This is a genomic window from Bacillus sp. MYb209, assembly GCF_002975175.1.
GTDB lineage: Bacteria > Bacillota > Bacilli > Bacillales > Bacillaceae_G > Bacillus_A.
In genome coordinates this window covers 40,997-66,079 of the sequence record NZ_PCNZ01000002.1, presented here as the reverse complement: position 1 = coordinate 66,079, position 25,083 = coordinate 40,997, and the positions used below count along the sequence as shown (strand labels likewise).

Here is a 25,083-nt window from a genome sequence, read left to right as displayed (position 1 = left end):
GCCCGTAAACGCCCGATTGGTGAAGGCTAATAATTAGTGGGGATGAACCCCCCCCACTAATTAAAGTTTCACTTTATAGATTCACAAATGCATTGTAGTAATGCTTCTACAGTGTACTCTTTCGGCACAATAACATGTGGAAAATAAAGGTTCGCCTCTTTTTCCGTAATAGGTCCTATACAAGCAATTGTACATTTTTTCGTCCATTCTCTCCAGTTTGTACCCTCAAGTAAACGAACAAAACTATCAACAGTTGACGGGCTCGTAAATGTAATAATATTTACTTCCCCTAATTTCAATGCTGCTATAAGTTCTTGTTTTTTCTCTACATTCACCTTCGTACCATATACGATTAGCTCATCTAGAAAAACACCAAACTCCCTAAGTTTAACCGGGATTACATCTCTTGCTAAATTCCCTTTCGGAAATAAAATACGCTCGTTTCCACTTAATTCTTTTAGAAACTCTTCGGCAAATGCTTCTGCAACAAATGAGGTCGGAACAAAATGAACTTGATAGCCCCTTTTTTCTAACTCTAATTTTGTTTTCACGCCTACCGCAGCGATTTTAATAGTTAATGGTATTTTCTTTTTCAAACCATCTAGAAAAAAAGCTACACCATTTTTACTCGTAAAAATAACCCAGTCATACGAATGTAGTTGCCTTGTTATACGTTGAATTTGCCTATGAGATGTGCCTTCCATACGCAAAAGCGGAATTTCCAATGGAATTCCGCTCCTTTCTTTCACTGCTACACTCATTTGTTTCGCTTGATGCTGGGCACGTGTAATCAATACTATTTTGCCAGCGAGAGCATCCATATTTATTGTTGCTCCTTATTTGCAGCAAGGATGAGCTCTTTTGCTCCTTGTTTAATTAAACGGTCCGCAGCCTCTAATCCAACTTGCTTCGGATCAATGCCTACTACTATCTCTTTCAATAAAACAGAACCGTCCATAGAACCGACAAGCGCTGTTAATTCGATTGCATCATTTTCTTTAAGAGTTGCATATCCAGCGATTGGAACTTGGCATCCACCTTCAAGTTTATGAAGAAATACTCGTTCAGCAGCCACTGTTCTTTCTGTTACTGCATCATTAATATGTGCTAACAACTGAAGTAAATCCTTATCATCCTCACGACATTCAATCGCTAATGCACCTTGTCCTACGGCTGGTACACATAACGTTTCATCTAAATGTTCTGTAATAACTTCTCCGTCCCAGCCCATTCTCTGTAATCCAGCTGTCGCTAAAATAATTGCATCGTAATCTTCATCTTTTAACTTACGTAAGCGTGTATCGATATTCCCGCGAATCCATTTCACTTGTAAATCTGGTCTCGCAGCTAGTAGTTGTGCACTACGTCTCAAACTACTAGTCCCTAAGATCGCGCCTTCTGCTAAGTCTTTAAACGATTCTCCGTTTTTAGAAATAAAAGCATCACGAGGGTCAACGCGCTTTGGTGTACAACCAATCGTTAATCCATCTGGAAGTACAGCTGGCATATCTTTCATACTATGTACAGCCATATCAATTTCTTTCGTAAGTAACGCGTGTTCAATTTCCTTTACAAATAAACCTTTTCCGCCTACTTTTGAAAGAGTAACATCTAAAATAACATCACCTTTTGTGACGATTTCTTTCACTTCAAATTCATATGGTAAACCAAGCGCTTTTAATTGATCGATAAACCAATTTGTTTGTGTTAATGCTAGTTTACTCTTTCGTGAACCTACAATAATTTTGCGCATAATTCTCTCTCCTCATTATAAATACCAAAAGTGGAAATTAGATAAACTGCTTAATAGAAAAATGTTAACTAGCATTACGAGAAATGCCCCGATATTCCACTGCACAATTTTCTTACCTTGCAACACATCTGCCGCTCGTAAATATAAGCCTGCACAATATACAAATAGAACGACAAAAGACCCGATTACTTTCGTATCATACCAATGGAAATTATCCAATTTTGTATATCCCCATATGCATCCTAATATAATTGCTAATAAGAAAAATGGAACAGAAAATAAATTTAATCCGTAAGACATAGATTCAAGCTTCGGTAAATTTCCTAATCTTCTTAATCTCGCATTCCATTTTTTCTTTTTTAATAGCCGATATTGCAATAAATACATAATAGAAAAAATAAACGATACAGTAAACGTTGCATAAGAAATAATCGCCATACCGACATGCACGTATACAAGTTCTGAAACTAATTGCTCTGCAAGTACTGGCGACATCTTTCCGAGCGGTGTAAAAATAGAAAAAGCGCTTACGCCAAATGCTACAACATTTGTAAAAAAGACTAAAAAGTCAATGCGCATAAATCGATTAATGACTAATGACATCGTAATCAATAACCAAACATAAAAATAAATCCCTGACAATAAAGTTAAAATAGGATTCGTTTCTGAATCTGTAGCCCTCAGCAACATAAAGATAGACTGCAATACCCATACAATCGAAAGTAACCAAAAAGCAAATCGGTTCGCCTTTCGGTTACTTTGAAAATAATCTATAAAATATAAACTAATGCTACAAGCATATAAAATAATTGCAATATGATAAATAATACTGTTATTTAAAAAACTCATCCGATCATCCTTCCAAGTTATAAAGATGGAACGGATGGTGTCCACGCTCTTTTATGTTCTACTTCTTCCGTATTTCCCGCTTCTTCCACTTCTAAATCAAAAATCTTCGCAAATAAAGCTAATTTTTCGCCAGCTCCCTCTTCAACAGCTAGTTCTTTAGCTACTAAAATTGGGTCTTTTAACAATTGATTAATAATACTTTTCGTATGTTTACTAATTACTTTTTTCTCACGATCACTAAGGTTTGGTATTTTTCGCTCAAGACTTTCCATCGTATCACTTTGAATTGCTAGCGCTTTATCACGAAGAGCCGATATTAACGGCACAACACCAAGCGTACTTAACCACGTTTTAAATAAAACCATTTCCTCTTCAATCATAAATTGAATTTTCTCTGCTTCTTTTAAACGTTCAGCACGGTTTGCTTCAACTACACCTTGCAGATCGTCGATATCATATAAGAAAGAGCCTTCTAATTCATCAATCGCAGGATCAATATCACGTGGTACTGCAATATCAACCATAAATAACGGACGACCAGAGCGCATTCTCTCTACTTTTGTCATCATTTCTTTCGTAATGACATATTCTGATGCACCCGTTGAACTAATTAAAATATCCGCTTCTAATAATGCACATTGCAATTCACTTAAAGGCTTTGCATGTCCCATATATTTCTCAGCCATCACTTCCGCTTTCGTAAGCGTCCTATTCATAACTGTTACTTTACGAGCTCCACTTCCGTATAAGTTTTGCAGTGCAAGTTCACCCATCTTACCCGCACCAAGAATAAGTACATGACAATCTGTTAAATCGCCAAATATTTTCTTTCCGAGCTCAACAGCAGCATAACTAACAGACATCGCACTTTCACCAATCGTTGTTTCTGAGTGCGCACGTTTTGCTAACGTAACCACTTGCTTAAACAACTCATTAAAAATTGTACCTGTCGCTTTTACTTGTTGTGCTTCTAAAAAGCTATCTTTTATTTGACCTAAAATTTGTGTCTCTCCAACAACCATAGAATCTAAACCACACGTTACGCGGAATAAATGATCTATTGCGCCATCTTGTTCAAAAATAGACAAGTATGGTGCGACTTCTTCTATTTCAAGCTGAAACCAATCAGCTAAAAACTTCTTAATGTAATACCGTCCCGTGTGTAATTGATCGACAACAGCGTAAATCTCAGTGCGATTACAAGTTGATACAATGACATTTTCTAGCACGCTCTTTTGGTTTTGTAATGTAGTCATTGCTTGCTCTAGCTCTGCTGCCTGAAATGTGAGTTTCTCACGAAATTCTACAGGGGCTGTTCGATAATTTACACTAACAACAAGAATATGCACGCAGCATGTCCCCCTTCACCCGTTTTATCACTTTATCTACTATCATAATACAACTTTCCTCTTATAAATCTGACAATCGTGTGAACAACTGATTATTTTTTATTTATTCTCCATATGTAATAAAGGAGCTTCAGTAAGATTAATAAAGAACTCTCTACTTTATAATGATTATAAAATAACAACTCTATTTGTACGTTACCAAAAAAAGTCCTCATAATCAAGTGATGGAAACTATTCCATATTAATTATAACATCATCTTTTCTATCTTCTTTCATCATGAAGGAAAATATGTATGATTGTTCCAAAATATAGTATTCACTTTCTCAATGCAATGCATTTGACATTGTATTTCTTTTTCGTTATATTGATTTTACAAAATTAAATTGTGCAAAATTAAAAAACACAAGGAGTTGCTTATGAAAGAAAATCCTTTGCATCTAGATAACCAACTTTGTTTTTCTATTTACGCTTGTTCTAGAGAGGTTACCCGTTTTTACCGCCCCTATTTAGAAGAAATGGGCATTACGTATCCCCAGTACATTACTTTACTCGTACTCTGGGAACAAGACGGACTAACAGTAAAAGAAATTGGGGAACGTCTATTTTTAGATTCTGGTACTTTAACACCTATGTTAAAACGGATGGAATCATTAAAACTTGTACAACGTGTTCGTTCAAAAGAAGACGAGCGAAAAGTTTGTATTGAATTAACAGAACAAGGTAAAGATTTAAAAGAAATAGCTTGTTCATTACCGACAACGATGGCTACAAAATTAGGAATTACAGAGCAAGAATATCATTCTTTATTAATCCAATTAAACACATTAATTGGAACAATGAAAAAAATTAATGATTGAAAAGGGGAATAAACATGAATAAATTATATACTGCTTCAGTAACAGCAACAGGCGGAAGAAACGGTAAGGTAGTTTCAGATGATGGCATATTAAATCTTGATGTAAAAATGCCAAAAGCACTAGGTGGCGCAGGCGGAGAGGCAACAAATCCAGAACAATTATTTGCAGCTGGTTATGCAGCTTGCTTTGATAGCGCATTGCAACTTGTAATTCGTACAAAACGTGTGAAAGTGGAAAGTACAGAAGTGACTGCACAGGTTTCTATCGGTAAAGATACAGATGGTGGTTTCGGACTATCTGCTGTACTTGACATACATGTTGCTGGTGTTTCTCATGCCGAAGCACAAGAACTTGTAGAAGCCGCTCACGGTGTATGTCCTTACTCTAAAGCAACAAGAGGAAATATTGAAGTTACATTAAACGTACGCTAAAATTTTAGTAAATAAAAAAAACGCGCGACATTCGTCACGCGTTTTTTGTTTTTGTCATTTTATGAATTGCTTTCCATGCTTCTTCTTTTCCAAGTCCTGTTTCAGAAGAGAATAGAACGATTTCATCCCCAATTTCAACAGCAAGCGTTTCTTTTACAACTTTTAAATGCTTTTGCCATTTCCCTTTCGGAATTTTATCGGCTTTCGTTGCAATAATAATTGTTGGGATTTCATAATGCTTTAAGAAATCATACATCATCACGTCATCTTTTGTTGGTTGGTGACGTAAATCAACTACTAATACAGCTGCGTCTAATTGCTCACGTGTTGTAAAGTAAGTCTCAATCATTCTGCCCCATGCCGCGCGCTCCGTTTTAGATACTTTCGCATATCCATAACCTGGAACGTCAACAAAATGCATCATTTCATTGATTAAGAAAAAGTTCAGCGTTTGCGTTTTTCCTGGTTTAGAAGAAATACGTACTAACTTTTTACGATTTAAAATTTTATTAATAAAGGAAGACTTCCCGACATTAGAACGACCTGCTAAGGCGATTTCTGGTAAATCACTGTCTGGATATTGTTCCGGTTTAACGGCACTAATTACAATATCTGCTTTTGTTACTTTCATTGTTTCACTCCTACTAATGCGTGCTCCAATACTTCGTCTAAATGAGATGCAAGCACAAACGTAAGGTTTTCTTTTACGCTCTCTGGAATATCATCTAAATCTTTCTCATTTTCCGCCGGTAAAATAATTTTTGTTAATCCCGCACGGTGAGCACTTAATGTTTTTTCTTTCAAACCACCAATTGGTAATACACGACCACGAAGTGTAATTTCACCTGTCATACCAACTTCTTTACTTACAGGAATACCTGTTAGTGCAGAAATAAGTGCAGTTGCCATCGTAATACCTGCTGACGGTCCATCTTTTGGAACTGCTCCTTCTGGAACATGAATATGAATATCGTTTTTCTCATGGAAATCCGGATCAATATGAAGTTCTTCTGCACGAGAACGAATATAGCTAAACGCTGCTTGTGCGGATTCTTTCATAACATCCCCAAGTTTCCCTGTTAAAATTAATTTCCCTTTTCCTGGCGCTACAGACACTTCAATTGCAAGTGTATCGCCGCCCGCTGCTGTGTAAGCTAAACCTGTTGCCATACCAACTTGGTCTGTTTTTTCAGCTTGACCATAACGGAATATATGCTTACCAAGTAAATCAACAATATTTTTCTCTGTTACAACAATGCGCTTGCGTTCTGCTGTAACGATAATTTTTGCTGCTTTACGACAAACTTTTGCAATTTGACGCTCTAACGTACGAACACCAGCCTCGCGTGTATAATAACGAATAATTTCAAGAAGCGCTTCATCACGCACTTGCAAATTACCTTTTCGCAAACCGTGCTCTTTTAATTGTTTCGGCAATAAATGCTCACGAGCAATGTGCACCTTTTCAAGTTCTGTATAACCAGCAATCGAAATGATTTCCATACGGTCAAGCAATGGGCCCGGAACACTTGCAAGTGTATTAGCAGTTGCAACGAACATAACTTTCGATAAATCATATGGCTCTTCAATGTAATGATCACTGAAGTTATGGTTTTGTTCTGGATCTAACACTTCAAGTAACGCCGCTGATGGATCTCCCCTGAAATCGTTAGACATTTTATCAATCTCATCTAATAAGAAGACTGGATTAACTGTTTTCGCCTTTTTCATACCTTGAATAATACGTCCTGGCATCGCTCCTACATATGTACGACGGTGACCACGAATTTCAGATTCATCACGCACACCACCAAGAGAAACACGTACAAAATTACGATTTAACGATGTTGCAATAGAACGTGCTAACGAAGTTTTTCCAACCCCAGGAGGTCCTACTAGACAAAGAATTGGTCCTTTTAATGAATTCGTTAACTTCTGTACAGCTAAATATTCAAGTACTCGCTCTTTCACTTTTTCAAGACCGTAATGATCTTTATTTAAAATTTCTTCCGAATGAGCGAGGTCAATCATATCCTCTGTTGCTGTTGTCCACGGGAGAGCTAATAACCAATCAATATAATTACGAATGACACCACTCTCAGCAGAACTTACAGGTAACTTTTCATAACGATCTAATTCTTTCAGTGCAGCCTTCATTGTTTCTTCAGGCATTCCCGACTGTTCAATTTTCTCACGAAGTTCTTCAACTTCCCCGCCCTTGCCTTCTTTATCACCAAGTTCAGTTTGAATCGCCTTCATTTGCTCACGTAAGAAATATTCTTTTTGCGTGCGCTCCATTGAATGTTTCACTTTTTGTCCAATTTTCTTTTCTAGGCTAAGTAACTCTTGTTCATCTTGAATAATTGAAATAAGTGTATGTAGTCGTTCTTTCACAGATACAATCTCTAAAATCTCTTGTTTCCGCTTCGTTTTAATCGGTAAGTGAGAAGCAATTAAATCAGCTAGTCTTCCGGGTTCTTCTACATCAGCTACCGTTGCAAATGTTTCATTTGAAACTTTTTTCGAAACTTTAATATATTGTTCGAAATGCTCCAGTAACGTACGCATAAGAGCCTTCTCTTCCAAATCATCTTCTACTTCTTCAGTTACTGTTCTAATAGAAACTTGTACCACATTTTCTTCTTCGATAAACTCTACTACTTCTGCTCTATGTAAACCTTCTACAAGGACACGAAGCGTACCATTCGGCAATTTTAACATTTGCTTCACTTTCGCCACTGTACCTACACTATATATGTCATCTTCTTTCGGATCGTCGATATTCATTTCTTTTTGCATCGCTAAAAAGATGATATTTTCATCCATTGCCGCCTGCTCTAGTGCTTGTATCGATTTATCACGTCCTACATCAAGATGCAGAACCATCGTTGGATATACGAGAATGCCTCTTAATGGTAGGAGGGGCACAATTCTTTCATTCGTATTCATACTAGACATAGCACCTCCATAACAAATTAAACTCCTGTTCAACTATTTTATATTACAATACATCTAGATGCAATTGCAGAGATTCTTCGCAATTGTAAATCCCCTGTTTTTTTGTGCCTCACGAAAAGAAAAAAGACTCCGCTTAAGCATACAAACTTAAACGAAGTCTGGCAAATTTTATTATTGTATATTCTCACATTGATTGTGCATCTGTTTCGTCCAAAGCAGTATGTGCATCAAGCTCACGATGAATATTTTCCTGCATAAATGTTAATTCAAACACTTCTTTTAATTTGCGAACAGGAATGATCTCAATTCCCTTTATTGTATACAAAAATGGTTGCATGTTTTCAGCCGGAATGATGACTTTCTTAGCTCCCGCTTTTTTCGCAGCTTTTATTTTTGCGTACACACCACCAATAGGCTTCACTTCTCCGTGGATACTTATCTCACCTGTCATCGCTACTTCATTATTCACATACGTACGATGCACTGCTGAATAGACACCTGTTGCCATAGCAATACCTGCTGAAGGACCATCAATGGGGATACCACCAGGAAAATTAATATGTATATCATACCCTTCTGGCAACACATCTAGAGAACGAAGTACTGTTAACACATTATCAACAGAACCTTTCGCCATACTTTTTCGACGAATCGATTTCGTTTGGTTGCCAATACTTTCCTCTTCTACAATTCCAGTGACATTTACTGACCCTTTATCTTTCGCAGGAATAGCTGTTACCTCAATTTCTAATAACGCACCTGTATTCGGCCCATATACAGCAAGCCCGTTCACAAGACCGATTCTTGGAATTGGATAAATACGTTTTTCGTACTTTGGTGTAAGCTGACTAGAATGAACAACCCACTCAATATCTTCATCTTTAATGAAAGGTCGTTCTTCATTTATCGCCATACCAGCAGAAATTTGCACGAGATTAATTGCTTCTCGTCCATTTCTTGCATACATTCCAATCATTTCGATACCGTTCTCACCTACTTGCATCTCCACTTTGTCAGCTGCATTTTTCGCTACTTTTTGAATTTCTTCTGTATCTAACTCACGGAAGAACACTTCTAAACACCGCGACCTAATTGCAGGAGGAATTTCCTCTGGTGAACGCGTCGTTGCACCAACTAAGCGAAAATCTGCCGGTAAACCTTTTTGAAAAATATCATGTATATACGTTGGAATCATCGAATTTTCTTCACTATAATACGCACTTTCCAAAAACACTTTCCGATCTTCTAACACCTTTAGCATTTTATTCATTTGAATTGGATGTAATTCACCAATCTCATCAATGAACAAAATACCACCATGCGCATCTGTTACAGCCCCTTTTTTCGGTTGCGGGATACCCGCTTGCCCCATTGCACCTGCTCCTTGATAAATCGGATCATGCACTGAACCAATTAATGGATCCGCAATACCACGCTCATCAAACCTAGCTGTCGTTGCATCAAGTTCAATAAATGTTGCATTTGTACGAAATGGAGATTTCGGATTTCGTTTCGCTTCTTCTAATACAAGGCGTGCTGCCGCTGTCTTTCCGACACCTGGCGGACCATATATGATCACATGTTGCGGATTAGGACCACAAAGAGCCGCTTTTAACGACTTAATCCCGTCTTCTTGCCCTACAATGTCTACAAAGGATGTAGGACGTACCTTTTCCGCAAGTGGCTCTGTTAAAGAAACCTCACGCATTTTACGAAGCTGCTCTAATTCTTTTTTCGATTCTCGATCAATTGAAACTTTTTGTGTTCGCTGATTTCGAAGTAAATGCCAAAAATACAATCCGACAATTACGCCAAAAACAAGTTGAACAAGTAAAAATATATTTGTCCAGCTCATAATTCATTTCCTCCCGCTATGTTTTACCTTTTAGTATTTCCTGGGAGGAATAGTGCTAAACATAAAGAAAAACAGCAATTATAAAAATTGCTGTTTCTTCTTCGCATTATGCAGATGTTTTTGTATCAAGTACAGTACCGTCTTGTAACACCAATTTCGGCGGTTCATTATCAGCTACTGTTTCTTTCGTAAGAATACACTTCTCGATATCTTTGCGAGATGGAAGTTCGAACATTACATCAAGCATCAAGCCTTCAATAATAGAACGAAGTCCACGAGCACCTGTTTTACGTTCAATTGCTTTTTTCGCAATCTCAACTAGTGCACCTTCTTCAAACTCTAACTCAACATCGTCAAGCTCCAATAGTTTTTGGAATTGCTTAACAAGTGCATTTTTCGGTTTAGTTAAAATATCTACAAGAGCATCTTCATCAAGCGGCTCTAGGTTCGCAATAACTGGAAGACGACCGATAAACTCCGGAATTAAACCGAATCTTAAAAGATCCTCTGGTAAAACGTGAGATAAAACATGCTTCTCATTTACATCAGCATTTTTCTTCTCAGCACCAAATCCAATTACTTTCTCACCAAGGCGACGTTTAATAATAGGCTCGATGCCATCAAACGCTCCACCACAAATGAATAGGATGTTCGTTGTATCAATTTGAATAAACTCTTGATGCGGGTGCTTACGACCACCTTGAGGTGGAACGCTTGCTACAGTACCTTCTAAAATTTTCAGAAGTGCCTGCTGTACGCCTTCACCAGATACATCACGTGTAATTGATGGATTTTCGGACTTACGTGCCACTTTATCAATCTCATCAATATAAATGATTCCTTTTTCCGCTTTCTCTACATCATAATCAGCTGCTTGGATTAATTTTAGTAAGATGTTTTCTACATCTTCCCCTACATATCCAGCTTCTGTTAAAGATGTTGCGTCCGCGATCGCAAATGGAACATTTAAAATACGCGCTAATGTTTGTGCCAATAATGTTTTACCACTACCAGTTGGCCCAATAAGTGAAATATTACTCTTCGCCAATTCTACATCATCAATTTTGCTGTTAGAATTAATGCGTTTGTAATGGTTATATACCGCTACCGCTAGTGCTTTTTTCGCGTTATCTTGTCCGATGACATACTCATCTAAGATTTCACGAATTTCTACCGGTTTCGGTACATCTTTGAATTCTACTTCTTCGTCCTTCGCAAGCTCCTCTTGTACAATTTCAGTACAAAGCTCGATACACTCGTCACAAATGTAAACACCTGGACCTGCAACTAGCTTTCGAACTTGCGTTTGTGTTTTACCACAGAAAGAACATTTTAATTGACCTTTTTCATCATTAAATTTAAACATATTTTCACACCCCTTACAAAGTGCTAATCTCTTGCCTTCGTATGTACACGATAAATGTATCGTATGTAAATACATATTATGTCACTACGTGGCGAGAAATACAAATAATATGACTAGTTATGTACAAATAAAAAATTTTAAAACTTTTGAAATATGTATATTCGACTTACAAAGGAACTTTTCCTTCTTCATCGAAAAGTTTTATAAATATATTTCTATATTTATAAAACAAGGCACGATTAAAATCGCGCCTTGTTATTTTATTATGCAGCGTTTTCTACTAAGAAGTCTACAGCTTTACGCACTTTAAGATCTTCAGATAAAGCGTCTACGCTTCCAAGAGCTTGCTTGATAGCGTCTACTGGCATACCGTACATTTCAGCCATTTTTTCAACTTCTTCAGTTACTTCTTCTTCAGTAACTTCGATGTTTTCAGCTTCAATGATAGCTTCAAGAACAAGATTGATTCTTACACGTTTTTGTGCATCCTCTTTCATTTGCTCTTTTAATTTGTCAGCGTCAGTACCTGTGAATTGGTAGTAAAGCTCAAGGTTCATACCTTGTTGGCTTAAACGTTGCTCGAATTCACGAACCATACGATCTAACTCAGTGTCGATCATAGCTTCTGGAATGTCGATTTCAGCGTTAGCAGCAGCTAATTCTACTACTTCGTCACGTACTTTGTGCTCAGCTTCGTGCTTTTTGCCTTCTTCTAAGTTTGTACGAAGTTTTGTTTTTAATTCATCAAGAGTTGCAACTTCTTCGTCAGCATCTTTAGCGAACTCGTCGTTTAACTCAGGAAGTTCTTTTGTTTTGATTTCGTGAATTGTTACTTTGAATGTTGCTGGTTTACCAGCTAATTCAGCAGCATGGTACTCTTCTGGGAATGATACTTCAACTTCTTTAGAATCACCAGATTTAAGACCAATTACTTGCTCTTCGAAACCTGGGATGAAAGTACCAGAACCGATTGCAAGAGAATAGTTTTCGCCTTTTCCGCCTTCAAATGCTTCGCCATCAACGAAACCTTCGAAGTCGATTACAGCTGTATCACCATCTGCAACAGTTCCTTCTTCTTTAACAACTAGTTCAGCTTGACGCTCTTGTAAAGCTTTTACTTCGTTCTCTACATCCTCGTCAGTTACAGTTGTTTCAACTTTTTCTACTGCTAAACCTTTGTAATCACCTAATTTAACTTCAGGTTTTACAGTAACTTTTGCAGTGAAAATTAAGTTTTGGCCTTTTTCGAATTTCTCGATGTCAATCTCAGGATGAGCAACTGGGAAGATACCAGCTTCATCGATTGCTTCACCGTATGCTTTTGGTAAGATGATATCTAAAGCATCTTGGTATAAAGATTCAATACCAAAGCGTTGTTCGAATAATGGACGAGGCATTTTTCCTTTACGGAAACCTGGTACATTAATTGTTTTTACTACTTTTTTGAATGCAGCGTCGATAGAGTTATTTACTTCTTTAGCATCAACTTCGATTGTTAAAACGCCAACGTTACCTTCTAATTTTTCCCATTTTGTAGACATTTATTCTTTCCCTCCAACTATAATAATGTATGCACATACCTCTATAGATTAAGATTTTTATTATCTCTTTCTTGAAATAACAAATGTACAAATAACCCTCTAGCAAAAAGCTTTCAGATACAATGTTCCAATCTACTAATTGTCTAAAAGACAACTACGGTATATTTTGTTCGAGACTAATATGAAACATATTAAGTAAGAGAATTATACTCCTCTTCTCTTACAAACAGGCAGATTTCTGCCTTTTGCAACCCTTACATTATAACATAGAATGTGCTCGTTTCAATAACTGAACGATTCTTTTTCATAATTATACGGGCAAATACCCTTCTCTTTCAATTCGCAGTAACCATTGATAGGCAATATGAAATTCCTCAAACTCAATATTGTATGCTGTCATAAGTTCTTCTTCATCAATAGCCAATCCGAAACGCTTTCTTCCAATTCTCTCTAAGACGGCAGCCCAAATTTCTACTTTGTCCATTAATAGAGGGAATGGGAAAATGCTAATTTGTAATTCTTTCCAGTATGTAACCATCGCATCAAATATATCTGGATAATTTTGCTCTAATCGGTTTGAGAATTTATGTATAATTTTATCGGATTGCTCCTCATTATGACCCGTAAATGCTGGAATCACCTTTATCGTATTTCCAAACTTCTCTACCTCTATCTCTTCTTCTATTTGATTTTCTACCATTTTATACAAAATAGAAGTTTTTAAATAAGGGTGCTGCTCTTCGTCTATTAAAAATTTCTTTAAAGTAGGAAGTGCGAGATCCAGGTCTTTTAACGAAAGTTTCTGGATCACTCTTAGCTTTTGACCAAAGTTTTCTCCAAAAAGCCCATCGGTAAATTTTTCTAATTCAAAATTCGAATCCACTAGCGGTATATCTTCTTCATTCAGCATCCCTTGCGCAAACAAAGCAAGCTGAGCCAATTTTTCCTTTTGCTCAGGAATTATATCTTTCGTTTGCAAAACTTCCTCAACAGTTTCGATGACACCTTCATAATCATTTGTTTGAACTAAAATAGTTACATACGTTTCAAGAATATCACCAAATAATACAGCTCCCGTTTCAAGCAACTGCTCACATTTTTCTTTCGCTTCTTCCATACGTTTTAATTCTAGCAAACAAATAACTGAAGCTAATTCTGTTTGTTCCGTTTCTGCATTATACTGACGTAATACTTCAAAGCAGCGCAATGCATCTTCGAATTCCCGCTCTTTCAACGCTAAAAAACCTTTATCAATATAGCGTTCTGATAGTTGCGGAAACAATACGACCGTATTTTCTTTTTTATCCATACGTCCGCCTCTTTTTCTAGATTTTAATGATCTTCAAAGTAAATATATCAAATGCGTAATGAGAACACAACACTCCAAAATCATTTATTTGAAATATAGGAATATTCTATTTTTATAACGAAAAAGCAACAAACTTTTAAATAAAATTCATTTTTCACAAACAAAAACCCTCAGCAACAGACGCAGAGGATTTATCATTAATGGAAAGCTTTTATAATCGTGGGGTATATAACAAGGGTAATAATTTGGAGAACAATAATTGCCATAACAATCATGCTAAAATAGAAGATCGGTTTACTTCGCTTCATTAAAAACATAATAATAAGCATCGTACAAGCAAACAAACTTAAAAAGAACAAACTTGTTGTCGAACTAAGTATACCACTCGGGACAAAGAACAATAAAACTACACTACAAGTACCTATAATTCCAAATAACCATTCCATTCATTCACTCATTCCCTTTCCCTCTCATGGCAGTTTTTTCTAAGCTATTAAATGTTTCACAACATCAACTACATACGTTAATTTCTCATACGCTACAAATCCAAAAGCTACGGTTAAGCCCGTTACGATTAATCCTTTCATCATCTCTTCCTCCTCATTTATCGTTGTTATCTTCATTATAGAGGATTAGTAATTTGTTACCATCGAACTTCCTTACACTTACCTTACAGAATTGTAAGATTTCAAAAAACATAAAAAACACCTCATGTAACTAGAGGCGAATTCACGGAATTTCTCTATAATCATTTGCAAAATTAACTTTTTTCTCTTGATGATTTTTTGGAGAATCCACTCTCAAACTAATGGATTTATTAAATACTTTAGGATCGAAATAATAACATGAATTAGTTTGTGGACAATATACGCAATACACATCTATTTCTTCTTTGTTCACTTCTTTTGTGGTCACCCCATTTGCCGTAGAATAACTAGAGCGGAATCTAACTTCAAGTATCCCCCGTGAATTCAATTCTCTATATTTAACTTGCACCCTCTTAAACAATCCATCTTTGTACACTACAAGATCAAATGAAGAATGCTCTGTTTGTGGTGTTAAAATCATATATCCTTTTTCATACAAGTCAACTTGAGCCTTTAAAACCGCTAAATCTCCTTTTGTTTTTGTATGATGGTGCACTTTTACTCAACACCTTTTTACATATTTTCAAAATAATATTCGTTACTTTTCTTAACTTACCTTCAAATATTTTCGGATTACAAGAAAACAATTTATTAAAATCATGATACTATATTTTTGTACAATTAAGAATTTATTTTACAAGGAGGATTACACATGTTTAAAAAAATGGCAGCTGACGTTTTAGGACTAAGCGATGTAGGTTCCGTTATCACACCGAAAGATTACGATAAGGTCGATGCTGATGATTACGTCATGCATGAAGATGGGGAGAAAATATATTTTCTTATTAAATCAAAATCGGATGAATATTGTTTCACAAACAAAGGATTAATTCATCTAGATGGTACAAGCGCCACAAGCAAAAAGCGTACATTGCGCCGCTATAGCTATAGTAAATATCAAATTAAAAACGTAGCACTCGAAACTGCAGGCACGATTGATTTAGATGTAGAAATTAAGTTTCATATGGGAGATGAGCATTACTCAATTGATGTTCATAAAAAACATATTGAAGAATTAAAAGATTTATATAAGGCTCTTCTTAAAATCGAAGAAATTTCATACGACAACGATATTACATTGCAGTATGCACATAAAAGTTTAGATATGGCTTCTAACACTTTTAGCCGCATTACAAATGCACAAGTGAATCTGGCAGAGCAATTTAAAGAGATGAATGAGATCGCCTTCAACTGGCTCGTTGATACGAAAAAGCAATATAACGTAAAAGATTATGGTTTTGTCTTTGAAAAATTTATTAATAACTAATTTAAAACAAACAAAAAACCTTGTTATCAAAAGATAACAAGGTTTTCTTAGCGTCCCAGGAGAGATTCGAACTCCCGACCGACGGCTTAGCTTACCACCATAGCTTTCGCTACCAGCAATTACTGTTTGTAGTCTGGACTATATCTTCACCATTTCAGGTGCGACACGTGTAGTCTCTACGGAACCTCACGATGATTTGCATCATACTTCAGAGTCTTTACCATTAAGATTAACTTAATCATTCAAAACTCCTTAATCTCCTTTAGAAGATCGTAAGTTTCCTCGGTATTACCATCAGCCGAACTGTTAAGGCTTCACCGATATAGTGTCGTCCACTTTATAGGTTCTTGTTTCCCTATAAAGGCTCCTATTTTCTTGAAGGCCGTTGCTCTATCCTGCTGAGCTACTGGGACATGGAGCGGGTGAAGAGAATCGAACTCTCGACCAGAGCTTGGAAGGCTCTTGTTTTACCACTAAACTACACCCGCATATGTTATTTTATTTTTCTTCGTTAGCGCCGTTGCCCTATCGACAATATTTATTATATTCATAACTACTTATAAAGTCAACACTTTTTTAAAAGAGGATAATTTTTCTTATCCTCTTTTAAAAATTGCTTGTTCCACCAGCTGTCCGTCTAATGTTTCAAAACGAACTTCTATATGATTTTCATCCATTTCTAATAAAACGAATGTTCTTTCCACACGAGAGCGTGGGAGCAAAATACTTCCTGGATTAATAAATAAAATCCCATCAATTAATTCTGCCCCTAATACATGAGAATGTCCAAAGCATGCTACTTGCGCTCCTACTTCTTCTGCATGATACGCTAACGTTTGTAACGTCATTTTCACATTATGACGATGACCGTGTACAACTAAGAAACGAATTCCATCTACATCAGTTACAATTTCATCTTGAAAGTTAGCATAATCACAATTCCCTTTTACAACATGGAAACCTTGCAGTTCTTCGTAAGCAGGCGTTAGCTCTGAATCACCACAATGAATCATGACATCTACTTTCCCTTCGTAATTCTCTTTTAACTGCTGTAATTCCTTCACAGAGCTATGACTATCGCTTACGATTAAAGCTTTCATCAATCTCTCTCCCTTATTCTTCTAAAAACCATTCTGGGATTTTTTCTTCTAATTTACGAAGAGCACGCCCGCGGTGACTAATCGCATTTTTCTCATCTGAGCTTAGCTCCGCCATCGCTTTTTTATATTCTTCTACATAAAAAATCGGATCGTATCCAAAACCATTTTCCCCGCGGCGCTGTTCTAAGATTTTTCCTTCGCACGTTCCGTTTACAATAACCGGCTCTTTATCAGCTTCAGGGAAAGCAACTGCTAGCGCACAGTAAAAACGAGCTGTACGTTTTTCTAAATCGACGTCGGTTAGCCCTTGTAACACCTTATCTATATTCGCCTGATCATCTTTCGGCTCTCCAGCAAAACGAGCTGAATATACACCTGGTTTCCCGTTTAAGGCATCTACAATAAGACCAGAGTCATCTGCAATTACGATGGAATTCAACTGTCTACTAAGACTGTCCGCTTTTAAAATTGCGTTTTCTTCAAATGTTTCACCAGTTTCTTCGACTTCTTCAATATGAGGAAAATCGTGTAAAGATTTCACTTCTAAGTCAAATCTCTCAAATAACTCAGCAAACTCACGTACTTTCCCAAGATTTTTCGTCGCTACAACAACTTGCTTCATATTTTCCACCTCTACTCTATATGAGATACGATGTCACCTAACGCTTCTTTTTGCTTTTCAACAAGTTGGAAAATCCCTTGTTCAGCAGCATCAAGTAATTCATTTAATTCAGCTCTGCTAAACGTCGCTTCTTCTCCAGTTCCTTGCACTTCAACAAACTGACCTTTTCCAGTCATAATAACGTTCATATCAACGTCTGCTTTAGAATCTTCAGCATAATTTAAATCTAAAACGACACCTTGTTCTTCAACAATGCCTACTGACGTTGCCGCTAAATAATCTTTCACCGGAATTTTAGATACTTTGTCTGCTTGCAATAATTTTTCAAAAGCTAATACCATCGCTACATAAGCACCTGTAATAGAAGCTGTTCTCGTTCCGCCATCCGCTTGAATTACATCACAGTCAATCCAAACCGTTCTTTCGCCAAGCGCTTCTAAATCAACAACCGCACGTAATGCTCGTCCAATTAAACGCTGGATTTCCATTGTGCGCCCTGTTACTTTCCCTTTACTTGACTCTCGAATTGTACGTTGCTCTGTCGCACGTGGAATCATTGAGTATTCTGCTGTTACCCAGCCTTTTCCTTCTCCGCGCATAAACGGCGGTACACGCTCTTCAATTGTCGCTGAACAAATTACCTTTGTATCCCCAACTTCAATTAGTACTGATCCCTCTGGATGTTTTAAATAATTTGTATGAATATGTATATGGCGTAGCTCTGCTTTTCCTCTACCATCTACTCGCATAAAAATAACCCCCTCATAAATACTCTCATTAGTATAGCCAAATTTAAATGTACGATATGTATAACAATAAAAGAAGGGGAACTCAAAAAGCAATTCCCCTTTCTTACATAAGTATATCAAATTATTCGCGATTAAAAACTACCTGTATTCACGTTTTGTGGACGATCAACAGGTTTTATTAACTTTTCACCTTTCTCATCCATAAGATTTGCTTTCCCATTCACTTCAATAGAAACATTTTTCACACCTTGTTTTTCCGTTAAAGATAAGACTAACGATTTCAACACATAATTTGAAATCATATTTTTGTCTGGGTTCACAAATATATTTTCGTTAAAGTTTAATGTAATATTTCCGTCCTGCACTTTCGGATTCGTAATAAGCTTAGCTCCTGGATTAAAATCATTTAGTAGCGATCCTTGAATCGGACCTTTTACAAGCTCATCCACAATTGTCGCGTAATCATTTTCTTTTCCTTCTGCAACGCGTCTTGTTACCGGTACGTAATATTGCTGCTTATTATTATTTTGCGCCATAAAGTAAAGTGTAACCGGTTTTGTATGCGTCACATCTGCTACTTGTTCATCATCAAAATTAATTCCATTCGCACGACTTACCCCTTCACCAAGCGGTGTACCCGCAACAGGCATCTTCGCTAACTTTTCACCATTTATTTGGAACTGCACTTGTTTTATTTCTGTAAATTGAGTCAAAGTCCACGCTACTGATTCAACAATTTGACGTTCTTCTTCTTTTGAATAATTTTTCATTTCTTTAGAGAAATCAATTACTGCTGTCCCGCCTTTTTTCAAATTCAAGGTCATCGTCGTATTCGCTGGAAGGACTGCTCGAAATCCATTTGGCAATAAATTTGTGACTGGTCCATCTTTCACGAGATACTCTAACGTTTGCTGTACAACTTCATTCGCTTTCGGAGTAGGCATTGCAATAGTTTGCGGTACGACATATCCATTTTTATCAACGAGGTATAACTCTCTATTTACTGTTTGCCCTTGTTTATCTTTTTTAGCAGTTTCTTTCTTTTCACCTTCTGTATACGTAACTTTTTTTGGCGGATCAATTTGTTCTGTCGCTTTCTCTTGATTTAACAAGCCACACCCTGATAATAAAATCGCACTCACAGTAGCACCAACAACCCATTTAAAAGTGGATTTAGGCATGCCATTCCCCCCTAAAATCTAAGTTTGTACTATTATGTATACGAGCTGTTTCATATTTTAGAACAAGCTATAGCCACTTACACAGAAAAAACCCCTGATTTCTCAGGAGTTCTCTTATATGAATCTACTATTATTCTGTATCTAAATTAATATGCTTCACATTTTCAATCGGCTGACCGAACCACTTTGATGCAATTTCTTTAAACAGACCTATTTTACCAGTCGTTAAGAAGAGGTGATCACTTTGTTCTTCTCCCTCATTTAACATCTTACTATGGTATAAAATCGTGCTTACCTCACGCGCTGTTTCATCACCCGAACTAATTAATTGCACTTGATCCCCCATTACCTTTTTAATAACAGGACCTAAAATCGGATAATGTGTACATCCTAAAATAAGCGTATCAATGTCAGTACTTTTCAACGGTTGCAATGTTTCTCTTACAACTTCATACGCCATTTCACTTTCGAAATTCCCACTCTCTACAAGCTCAACGAAAGGTGGGCACGCTAAACTTTCTACCATAACACGATTATTAATAGACTTTAGCGCCTCTTCATAGGCGCCACTTTTTACTGTTCCAATCGTTCCAATAATCCCAACATGATACGTATTTGTCACTTTTAAAGCTGTACGTGATCCTGGATGAATAACTCCAACTACTGGAATTGGTAATTGTTTCTGCATTTCTTCTAATACAACGGCAGTTGCTGTATTACACGCAATAACTAACATTTTAATATTTAAATCTAATAAATGCTCCGTCATTTCCCACGTAAATTGACGCACTTCTTCACGAGAACGCGGACCATAAGGGCAACGTGCTGTATCTCCTAAATATATAATACGCTCTTTCGGCAACTGACGAATTAATTCCTTCGCTACTGTTAAACCGCCCACTCCTGAATCAATAACACCGATCGCTCTATTCAACTTAATCACCCGTTTTCTCATTCATCATCTTATTTTATCAGTATATTTTACACACTTTAAGTTCGCTAACTTAAAATGCCCCTGTATAAAACTTTTCATTTGTACCTGTATAGATCAGGACCTTTTTTATTTTGCTCCTTTTTTTCATAATTTGCAAGACAGAAAAATAACCGACCTTCTATATGAAAGTCAGTTTCTTCTATATAAAATGCTCATTCAAAATAAAACTCCCGCTACCTTTATTAATAGCGGGAGTTTTATTTCTATATCTTATTTATCGCGTTCTTTATAGCCTTACCTATTTTCAAACTTGATTGTGGATTTTATCCTGTAATTAAATGTCCATCTACTACAACATGCGGCGTGAAATTAGGTGCTACATATGGATTACCCGGAAAATCTACAATCGCCCCGTGCCCACCGCCAAATAATACTGCATCATAATCCGAAAAATGAACAGTTGAGATCGGCTTCGTATTTTGCAATATCGTAGCTACATGCCTAAATTCACGGGGTATGCCATTTGGAATAGATACTCTATCTATAGGTACCCTTCCACCTTTTATAGATACAAGGTCAACATCGAACTTAGCCTTTTTAAACAAATTATATGGCGCTGCTAACTCCTCAAGCCATAATCCAGTAGGATGTCCACGCATATCATGAGCGCTTGTTGAAACTAATAATACCCTTTTCAACATATCCCCTCCTTACTACCTATTTATGTATGAAACATCCTTATCATTCATATATAAATAAACAGAAAAATAGCCGACCTCTTGTATAAAAGTCGGCTTCTTTATTATAGTTCGAGTTCTCCCATACGAAGAAGCTCAACAACTGCTTGTGAACGTCCTTTAACCCCTAGCTTTTGCATTGCATTTGAGATGTGGTTGCGTACTGTTTTTTCACTTATAAAAAGTTCACCTGCAATTTCCTTCGTCGTTTTATCTTGAACGAGTAGTTCAAATACTTCTCTCTCTCTCTTTGTGAGTAAAGGTTTAGATTGATACGCTTTTTCCTTCAACTGGTATAACCCTCCTTGCTTAAGCCAGAGCTGTGTATGTGTAAGTTGGGTGTTTATTTAGTCAAGATATTGTATGAACGAAATGTGCAGGTGGTGAATGAAAATAGGCTTTATTTCTTATGTTATTTTAGACTTTTATACGTTGCATGAACTTGTTTTATACATTTATTTTTCAGTACGCCATATTTGTTCTAGCAATATACTTACAACAGTACCTACAAACAAACCATTACCAAATATATATTGCATAACAGAAGGCAATGATTGGAGTGCTACAGACGGTAAAAACATAACGCCGCAGCCAAATAATACCGCAACCCCTAAAATAGTTACATTTCGTTCGCTAAGTGGCACTTGTTTTATATTATGAAATCCAATCCCAATAAGTTGCACGAACGAAGCCATTAAAACCGCAGATGCGACCGCGGATGGCAGAGAGGCTAAGTAGCGGATAATACTTGGAAACAGCGACATACCGACTAATAGTACACATGCAAATAAGAATGAACGCATGTACTTTTGATTTGTTAAACGTATGAAACCTGCCGTTGCTGGTAACGGAACGACACCTACAGTTGAAAATAAAGAGGAAATCATATGCGAAATCCCTCCGACCCACGTACCATTTCTCAACTGTTTTTGTTCAACAGTCGCTTTATGAATCGTAGCTTGATTGATTGCTATAATAGCTGCCACTGTATTTGAAACTAAAATACATACCATAACGAAACTTGATACCGCCATACCTGTATTCCATTTTGGAATTCCCCACGCGAATATATGTGGAAGTTGCACAAAATGAGTTACTTGAGATGGGATCGTCACTTTTCCTGCAATAAGAAAAATAATCCAACCACTAACCAATCCTATTAAAACCGCATAACTTTTAACAAAACCTTTTCCAAAATTGGAGAGTATGACAACGAACAAAAATATGCCAAAAGCGATCAACGCTGTAAATTCATCGATTTGAGAAACAGTAGCTGTAATTCCTAACATCCCTTTTAAAAACACACCACTTAATTGCAAGCATAATAGAAGTAAGAACGTCCCTGTCACGAGCGGCGTAAATAAAAATAAAATACGCCCGATAAACCCCGTTACTCCTAGTCCTATTAAAACAACTCCCGCAACCATCATTCCTAATTCTAAAATTTGCAACGTACTATGTAATTGATCCTGCCCTACAGTTGCATAAGCAAGTACGGTAAATACACCAACCCATGATCCAGCTGGCCCATCCGCAATCGGAAGCTTATGTCCAAGCCATCCTTGTAAAAAAGAAGATATACCAACTACGAAAAACGTACGCTGCATTAAATAAAATACTTCTTCCGTCGTAAGATGAAATAATCCGCCAACGACAATTGGTAGCGCGATTGAGTTTGCTAATAAAAAAATAAACCATTGCAAAGTTCCCATAATATGATTTTGATTATGTTGATTGTCCAAACTTTTCATCCCTTCTAGCTTCCCTATAAGGAAGTATAACGTTACCCTATTTCTACTAAACAGCAAAGAAGAGTTCTATTTTTACAATTAGAACCCTTCTCAAAACACTTAAACGATTCTTCTATACAAGATTATCTGATTTCACTTGCTCTAAATTCCCTATAACAACATTCCCTTTATGCATAACTACACACTTCTCCGTTTGGCGGGCTACTGCTTCAGCGACGCATGTTGCGTTCGTTAAAACAAAGCTTGCCTCATCTCCTACATTTGGCCATACTCGCTTCCCTTCATTATTTAACGTCTCTTTCCCTCCTGTAATAAAGCGAAGAGCTTTCCCTAAAGATCTTTCATCACTCCAACCAAATCGTTCCGCCAGTCGATTTGCTTTTTGCAGCATATCTCCCGTTCCGAACGGAGACCAATGATCTGTAATACTATCATTTCCTAATGAAACTTTAACTCCTTTTCGATCTAATAATGGAATTGGGATTACTTGTTTACCGATTGGAACCGTCGAAGTAATATCAATCTTTAACGCTGCTAGTCTTTCTGCCACTTCTTCAACTTCTTTATCAGTAACGCCTCCAAGTCCAAGTGCATGACTAATTGTTACACGCCCTTGCCATCCTGCTTCCTCTGTTAGGCTTGCCAATCTCTTCATCGTAAACGTTCCAAGGTTATTCGCATCATGCAAATGAATATCAACATCCACATTAAACTCTACCGCAATATCCATAATCGTATGTAATGATTTTTCGATGTCATTATCTACTGTAGCTGGGTCCACTCCGCCAACTAATTGTGCTCCCATACGCATCGCATCTTTCACAAGTTGTACAGAATTACTGTGCAATAATCCATGTTGCGGAAATGCGACGATTCTACCAGACAACCGATCTTTATATGTTTCTAAAGCCGCTAACGTTGCCTCCAAATTACTAAGTCCAATAATTGGATCAACATTACAATGCGTTCTAATATTTGTTGCGCCATTTCGAAGCAATAACTCTAGCATATTTTCCGCCCTGTCTTGAGCAGTTGCTAATTGCTTTGGTAAAATCGTTTTTTCTTCATTAAAACGTGTAAAAATATTTTCTGCTGGCATACAAGCTTTCCAAGGCCCACTATAATATGTTTTATCAATATGAATATGCATCTCTTCAAAAGCTGGTAAAACTAATAAACGATTAGCATCAAAAGTTAACGTTCCTTCCTCGTGAACGATTCCCGATATAATTCTTTTAATTCGCCCATCTTCAATAAGAAGACTGCATATCTCAGTTTCCGTTTGTGAAATTTTCGCTTCTTCATATGTATAACCTGTTTCAAGCTTTACATTAGTCAACCAATACAATGTCATTACCATTTCCCCACCTTATATTAGAAAATACGTCACACCCTCATTTTCATTTTAATATCAACTGAAAATTAAGACAATTAATATACTACATTGCCCCTTCACAAAAAAAATGTAATATAACCTAATGGTCTTCTCATAAATTTCCATATAGAATAAAAGTACACTGTATCACTCATACATAACAGCGGTGATATAAAAAGGAGAGGATCATAATATGTCGAAGAGGTTATATAAATCCGAAACTGATAAAATGTTATTTGGTATATGTGGTGGTTTAGGAGAATATTTTGATATTAGCTCTACTCTCATTCGTATCATTTGGCTTATTGCCGTTTTATGCTTCGGAACTGGATTTTTAGTTTTTTTTATTTGTTTATTACTTATGCCACGCGCGTACTAACTGGTATCATTCCATATACTTAAGAAGAACATATAAAAAATCACCTATAGAATTCTTTTCTATAGGTGATTT

25 protein-coding genes and 1 tRNA gene are annotated in these 25,083 nt (G+C 36.7%); 4 read left to right on the top strand and 22 right to left on the bottom strand.

Going from position 1 to position 25,083, the window contains the following annotated elements:
• Positions 1-68: 68 nt before the first annotated feature.
• Genes hemD through hemA form a run of 4 tightly spaced genes read right to left on the bottom strand, consistent with a single transcriptional unit; the run spans position 69 to position 3,951 of the window.
• Positions 69-821: a uroporphyrinogen-III synthase gene (gene hemD / locus CQZ94_RS03895; RefSeq protein ID WP_105584363.1), complete on the bottom strand. Its 753-nt coding sequence runs from the start codon at positions 819-821 to the stop codon at positions 69-71.
• A 2-nt stretch (positions 822-823) separates the two neighbouring features.
• Positions 824-1,753 carry a hydroxymethylbilane synthase gene (gene hemC, locus CQZ94_RS03890; RefSeq protein WP_105584362.1) on the bottom strand — a complete coding sequence of 310 codons (930 nt, stop codon included), beginning with the start codon at positions 1,751-1,753 and terminating at the stop codon, positions 824-826.
• 15 nt (positions 1,754-1,768) lie between these two features.
• A complete protein-coding gene (locus CQZ94_RS03885; protein ID WP_105584361.1) occupies positions 1,769-2,602 on the bottom strand; it encodes a cytochrome c biogenesis protein in 834 nt (277 codons plus the stop codon).
• A 17-nt stretch (positions 2,603-2,619) separates the two neighbouring features.
• Positions 2,620-3,951 (bottom strand): glutamyl-tRNA reductase, encoded by a 1,332-nt coding sequence (hemA, locus tag CQZ94_RS03880; protein WP_002034196.1) that lies wholly within the window; start codon positions 3,949-3,951, stop codon positions 2,620-2,622.
• Between the two features lie 417 nt (positions 3,952-4,368).
• On the opposite strand from hemA, the gene CQZ94_RS03875 reads away from it, so the two are divergent.
• A complete protein-coding gene (locus tag CQZ94_RS03875) occupies positions 4,369-4,809 on the top strand; it encodes a MarR family winged helix-turn-helix transcriptional regulator (protein WP_105584360.1) in 441 nt (146 codons plus the stop codon).
• A 14-nt stretch (positions 4,810-4,823) separates the two neighbouring features.
• Positions 4,824-5,240, top strand: coding sequence for an organic hydroperoxide resistance protein (locus tag CQZ94_RS03870; RefSeq protein ID WP_105584359.1), 417 nt, complete (start codon positions 4,824-4,826; stop codon positions 5,238-5,240).
• Positions 5,241-5,274: 34 nt separating this feature from the next.
• Here the strand turns inward: CQZ94_RS03870 and ysxC are convergent, their stop codons facing one another.
• The 8 genes from ysxC to CQZ94_RS03830 form a co-directional block, all read right to left on the bottom strand.
• A complete protein-coding gene (ysxC, locus tag CQZ94_RS03865; RefSeq protein ID WP_105584358.1) occupies positions 5,275-5,871 on the bottom strand; it encodes a ribosome biogenesis GTP-binding protein YsxC in 597 nt (198 codons plus the stop codon).
• Complete coding sequence (lon, locus tag CQZ94_RS03860) at positions 5,868-8,198, bottom strand: endopeptidase La (RefSeq protein ID WP_105584357.1); 2,331 nt, start codon at positions 8,196-8,198, stop codon at positions 5,868-5,870. Before lon ends, ysxC begins: the two co-directional genes overlap by 4 nt.
• Before the next feature lie 184 nt (positions 8,199-8,382).
• A complete protein-coding gene (lonB, locus tag CQZ94_RS03855) occupies positions 8,383-10,053 on the bottom strand; it encodes an ATP-dependent protease LonB (RefSeq protein WP_142395745.1) in 1,671 nt (556 codons plus the stop codon).
• 106 nt (positions 10,054-10,159) lie between these two features.
• Positions 10,160-11,419: an ATP-dependent protease ATP-binding subunit ClpX gene (gene clpX / locus CQZ94_RS03850; RefSeq protein WP_000472285.1), complete on the bottom strand. Its 1,260-nt coding sequence runs from the start codon at positions 11,417-11,419 to the stop codon at positions 10,160-10,162.
• 263 nt (positions 11,420-11,682) lie between these two features.
• Complete coding sequence (gene tig / locus CQZ94_RS03845) at positions 11,683-12,960, bottom strand: trigger factor (protein ID WP_105584355.1); 1,278 nt, start codon at positions 12,958-12,960, stop codon at positions 11,683-11,685.
• 310 nt (positions 12,961-13,270) lie between these two features.
• Complete coding sequence (locus tag CQZ94_RS03840; RefSeq protein ID WP_105584354.1) at positions 13,271-14,269, bottom strand: tetratricopeptide repeat protein; 999 nt, start codon at positions 14,267-14,269, stop codon at positions 13,271-13,273.
• Between the two features lie 197 nt (positions 14,270-14,466).
• Positions 14,467-14,715, bottom strand: a complete 249-nt coding sequence (locus CQZ94_RS03835; protein ID WP_001983650.1) for a hypothetical protein — start codon at positions 14,713-14,715, stop codon at positions 14,467-14,469.
• A 283-nt stretch (positions 14,716-14,998) separates the two neighbouring features.
• Positions 14,999-15,412 carry a group I intron-associated PD-(D/E)XK endonuclease gene (locus CQZ94_RS03830; RefSeq protein ID WP_105584353.1) on the bottom strand — a complete coding sequence of 138 codons (414 nt, stop codon included), beginning with the start codon at positions 15,410-15,412 and terminating at the stop codon, positions 14,999-15,001.
• Between the two features lie 156 nt (positions 15,413-15,568).
• Between CQZ94_RS03830 and CQZ94_RS03825 the strand changes: the two genes are divergently transcribed.
• Positions 15,569-16,183, top strand: a complete 615-nt coding sequence (locus CQZ94_RS03825; RefSeq protein WP_002160347.1) for a PH domain-containing protein — start codon at positions 15,569-15,571, stop codon at positions 16,181-16,183.
• A 414-nt stretch (positions 16,184-16,597) separates the two neighbouring features.
• Here the strand turns inward: CQZ94_RS03825 and CQZ94_RS03820 are convergent.
• The 10 genes from CQZ94_RS03820 to CQZ94_RS03770 all read right to left on the bottom strand — a co-directional run bounded on the left by CQZ94_RS03820 (position 16,598) and on the right by CQZ94_RS03770 (position 24,611).
• A tRNA-Gly gene (locus CQZ94_RS03820) sits at positions 16,598-16,671 on the bottom strand.
• Between the two features lie 108 nt (positions 16,672-16,779).
• Positions 16,780-17,283 carry a metallophosphoesterase gene (locus CQZ94_RS03810; RefSeq protein WP_105584352.1) on the bottom strand — a complete coding sequence of 168 codons (504 nt, stop codon included), beginning with the start codon at positions 17,281-17,283 and terminating at the stop codon, positions 16,780-16,782.
• A 13-nt stretch (positions 17,284-17,296) separates the two neighbouring features.
• Positions 17,297-17,905, bottom strand: a complete 609-nt coding sequence (locus CQZ94_RS03805) for an XTP/dITP diphosphatase (protein ID WP_061674627.1) — start codon at positions 17,903-17,905, stop codon at positions 17,297-17,299.
• A gap of 11 nt (positions 17,906-17,916) precedes the next feature.
• Positions 17,917-18,654, bottom strand: coding sequence for a ribonuclease PH (gene rph / locus CQZ94_RS03800; RefSeq protein ID WP_002145515.1), 738 nt, complete (start codon positions 18,652-18,654; stop codon positions 17,917-17,919).
• A 131-nt stretch (positions 18,655-18,785) separates the two neighbouring features.
• Positions 18,786-19,835, bottom strand: a complete 1,050-nt coding sequence (locus CQZ94_RS03795; RefSeq protein WP_105584351.1) for a GerMN domain-containing protein — start codon at positions 19,833-19,835, stop codon at positions 18,786-18,788.
• Positions 19,836-19,965: 130 nt separating this feature from the next.
• Complete coding sequence (gene racE / locus CQZ94_RS03790; protein WP_002145513.1) at positions 19,966-20,778, bottom strand: glutamate racemase; 813 nt, start codon at positions 20,776-20,778, stop codon at positions 19,966-19,968.
• A 314-nt stretch (positions 20,779-21,092) separates the two neighbouring features.
• The gene (locus tag CQZ94_RS03785; protein ID WP_105584350.1) at positions 21,093-21,470 is read right to left on the bottom strand and encodes a type 1 glutamine amidotransferase family protein; all 378 of its coding nucleotides are present in this window, start codon (positions 21,468-21,470) and stop codon (positions 21,093-21,095) included.
• A gap of 101 nt (positions 21,471-21,571) precedes the next feature.
• Entirely contained in the window at positions 21,572-21,796 is a 225-nt protein-coding gene (gerE, locus tag CQZ94_RS03780; protein WP_000659484.1) for a spore germination transcription factor GerE, read from the bottom strand.
• A gap of 165 nt (positions 21,797-21,961) precedes the next feature.
• Positions 21,962-23,257, bottom strand: a complete 1,296-nt coding sequence (locus tag CQZ94_RS03775) for a purine/pyrimidine permease (RefSeq protein WP_105584349.1) — start codon at positions 23,255-23,257, stop codon at positions 21,962-21,964.
• 112 nt (positions 23,258-23,369) lie between these two features.
• Positions 23,370-24,611, bottom strand: coding sequence for an amidohydrolase family protein (locus CQZ94_RS03770; RefSeq protein ID WP_105584348.1), 1,242 nt, complete (start codon positions 24,609-24,611; stop codon positions 23,370-23,372).
• 214 nt (positions 24,612-24,825) lie between these two features.
• Between CQZ94_RS03770 and CQZ94_RS03765 the strand changes: the two genes are divergently transcribed.
• Complete coding sequence (locus tag CQZ94_RS03765; RefSeq protein ID WP_105584347.1) at positions 24,826-25,011, top strand: PspC domain-containing protein; 186 nt, start codon at positions 24,826-24,828, stop codon at positions 25,009-25,011.
• Positions 25,012-25,083: the final 72 nt, after the last annotated feature.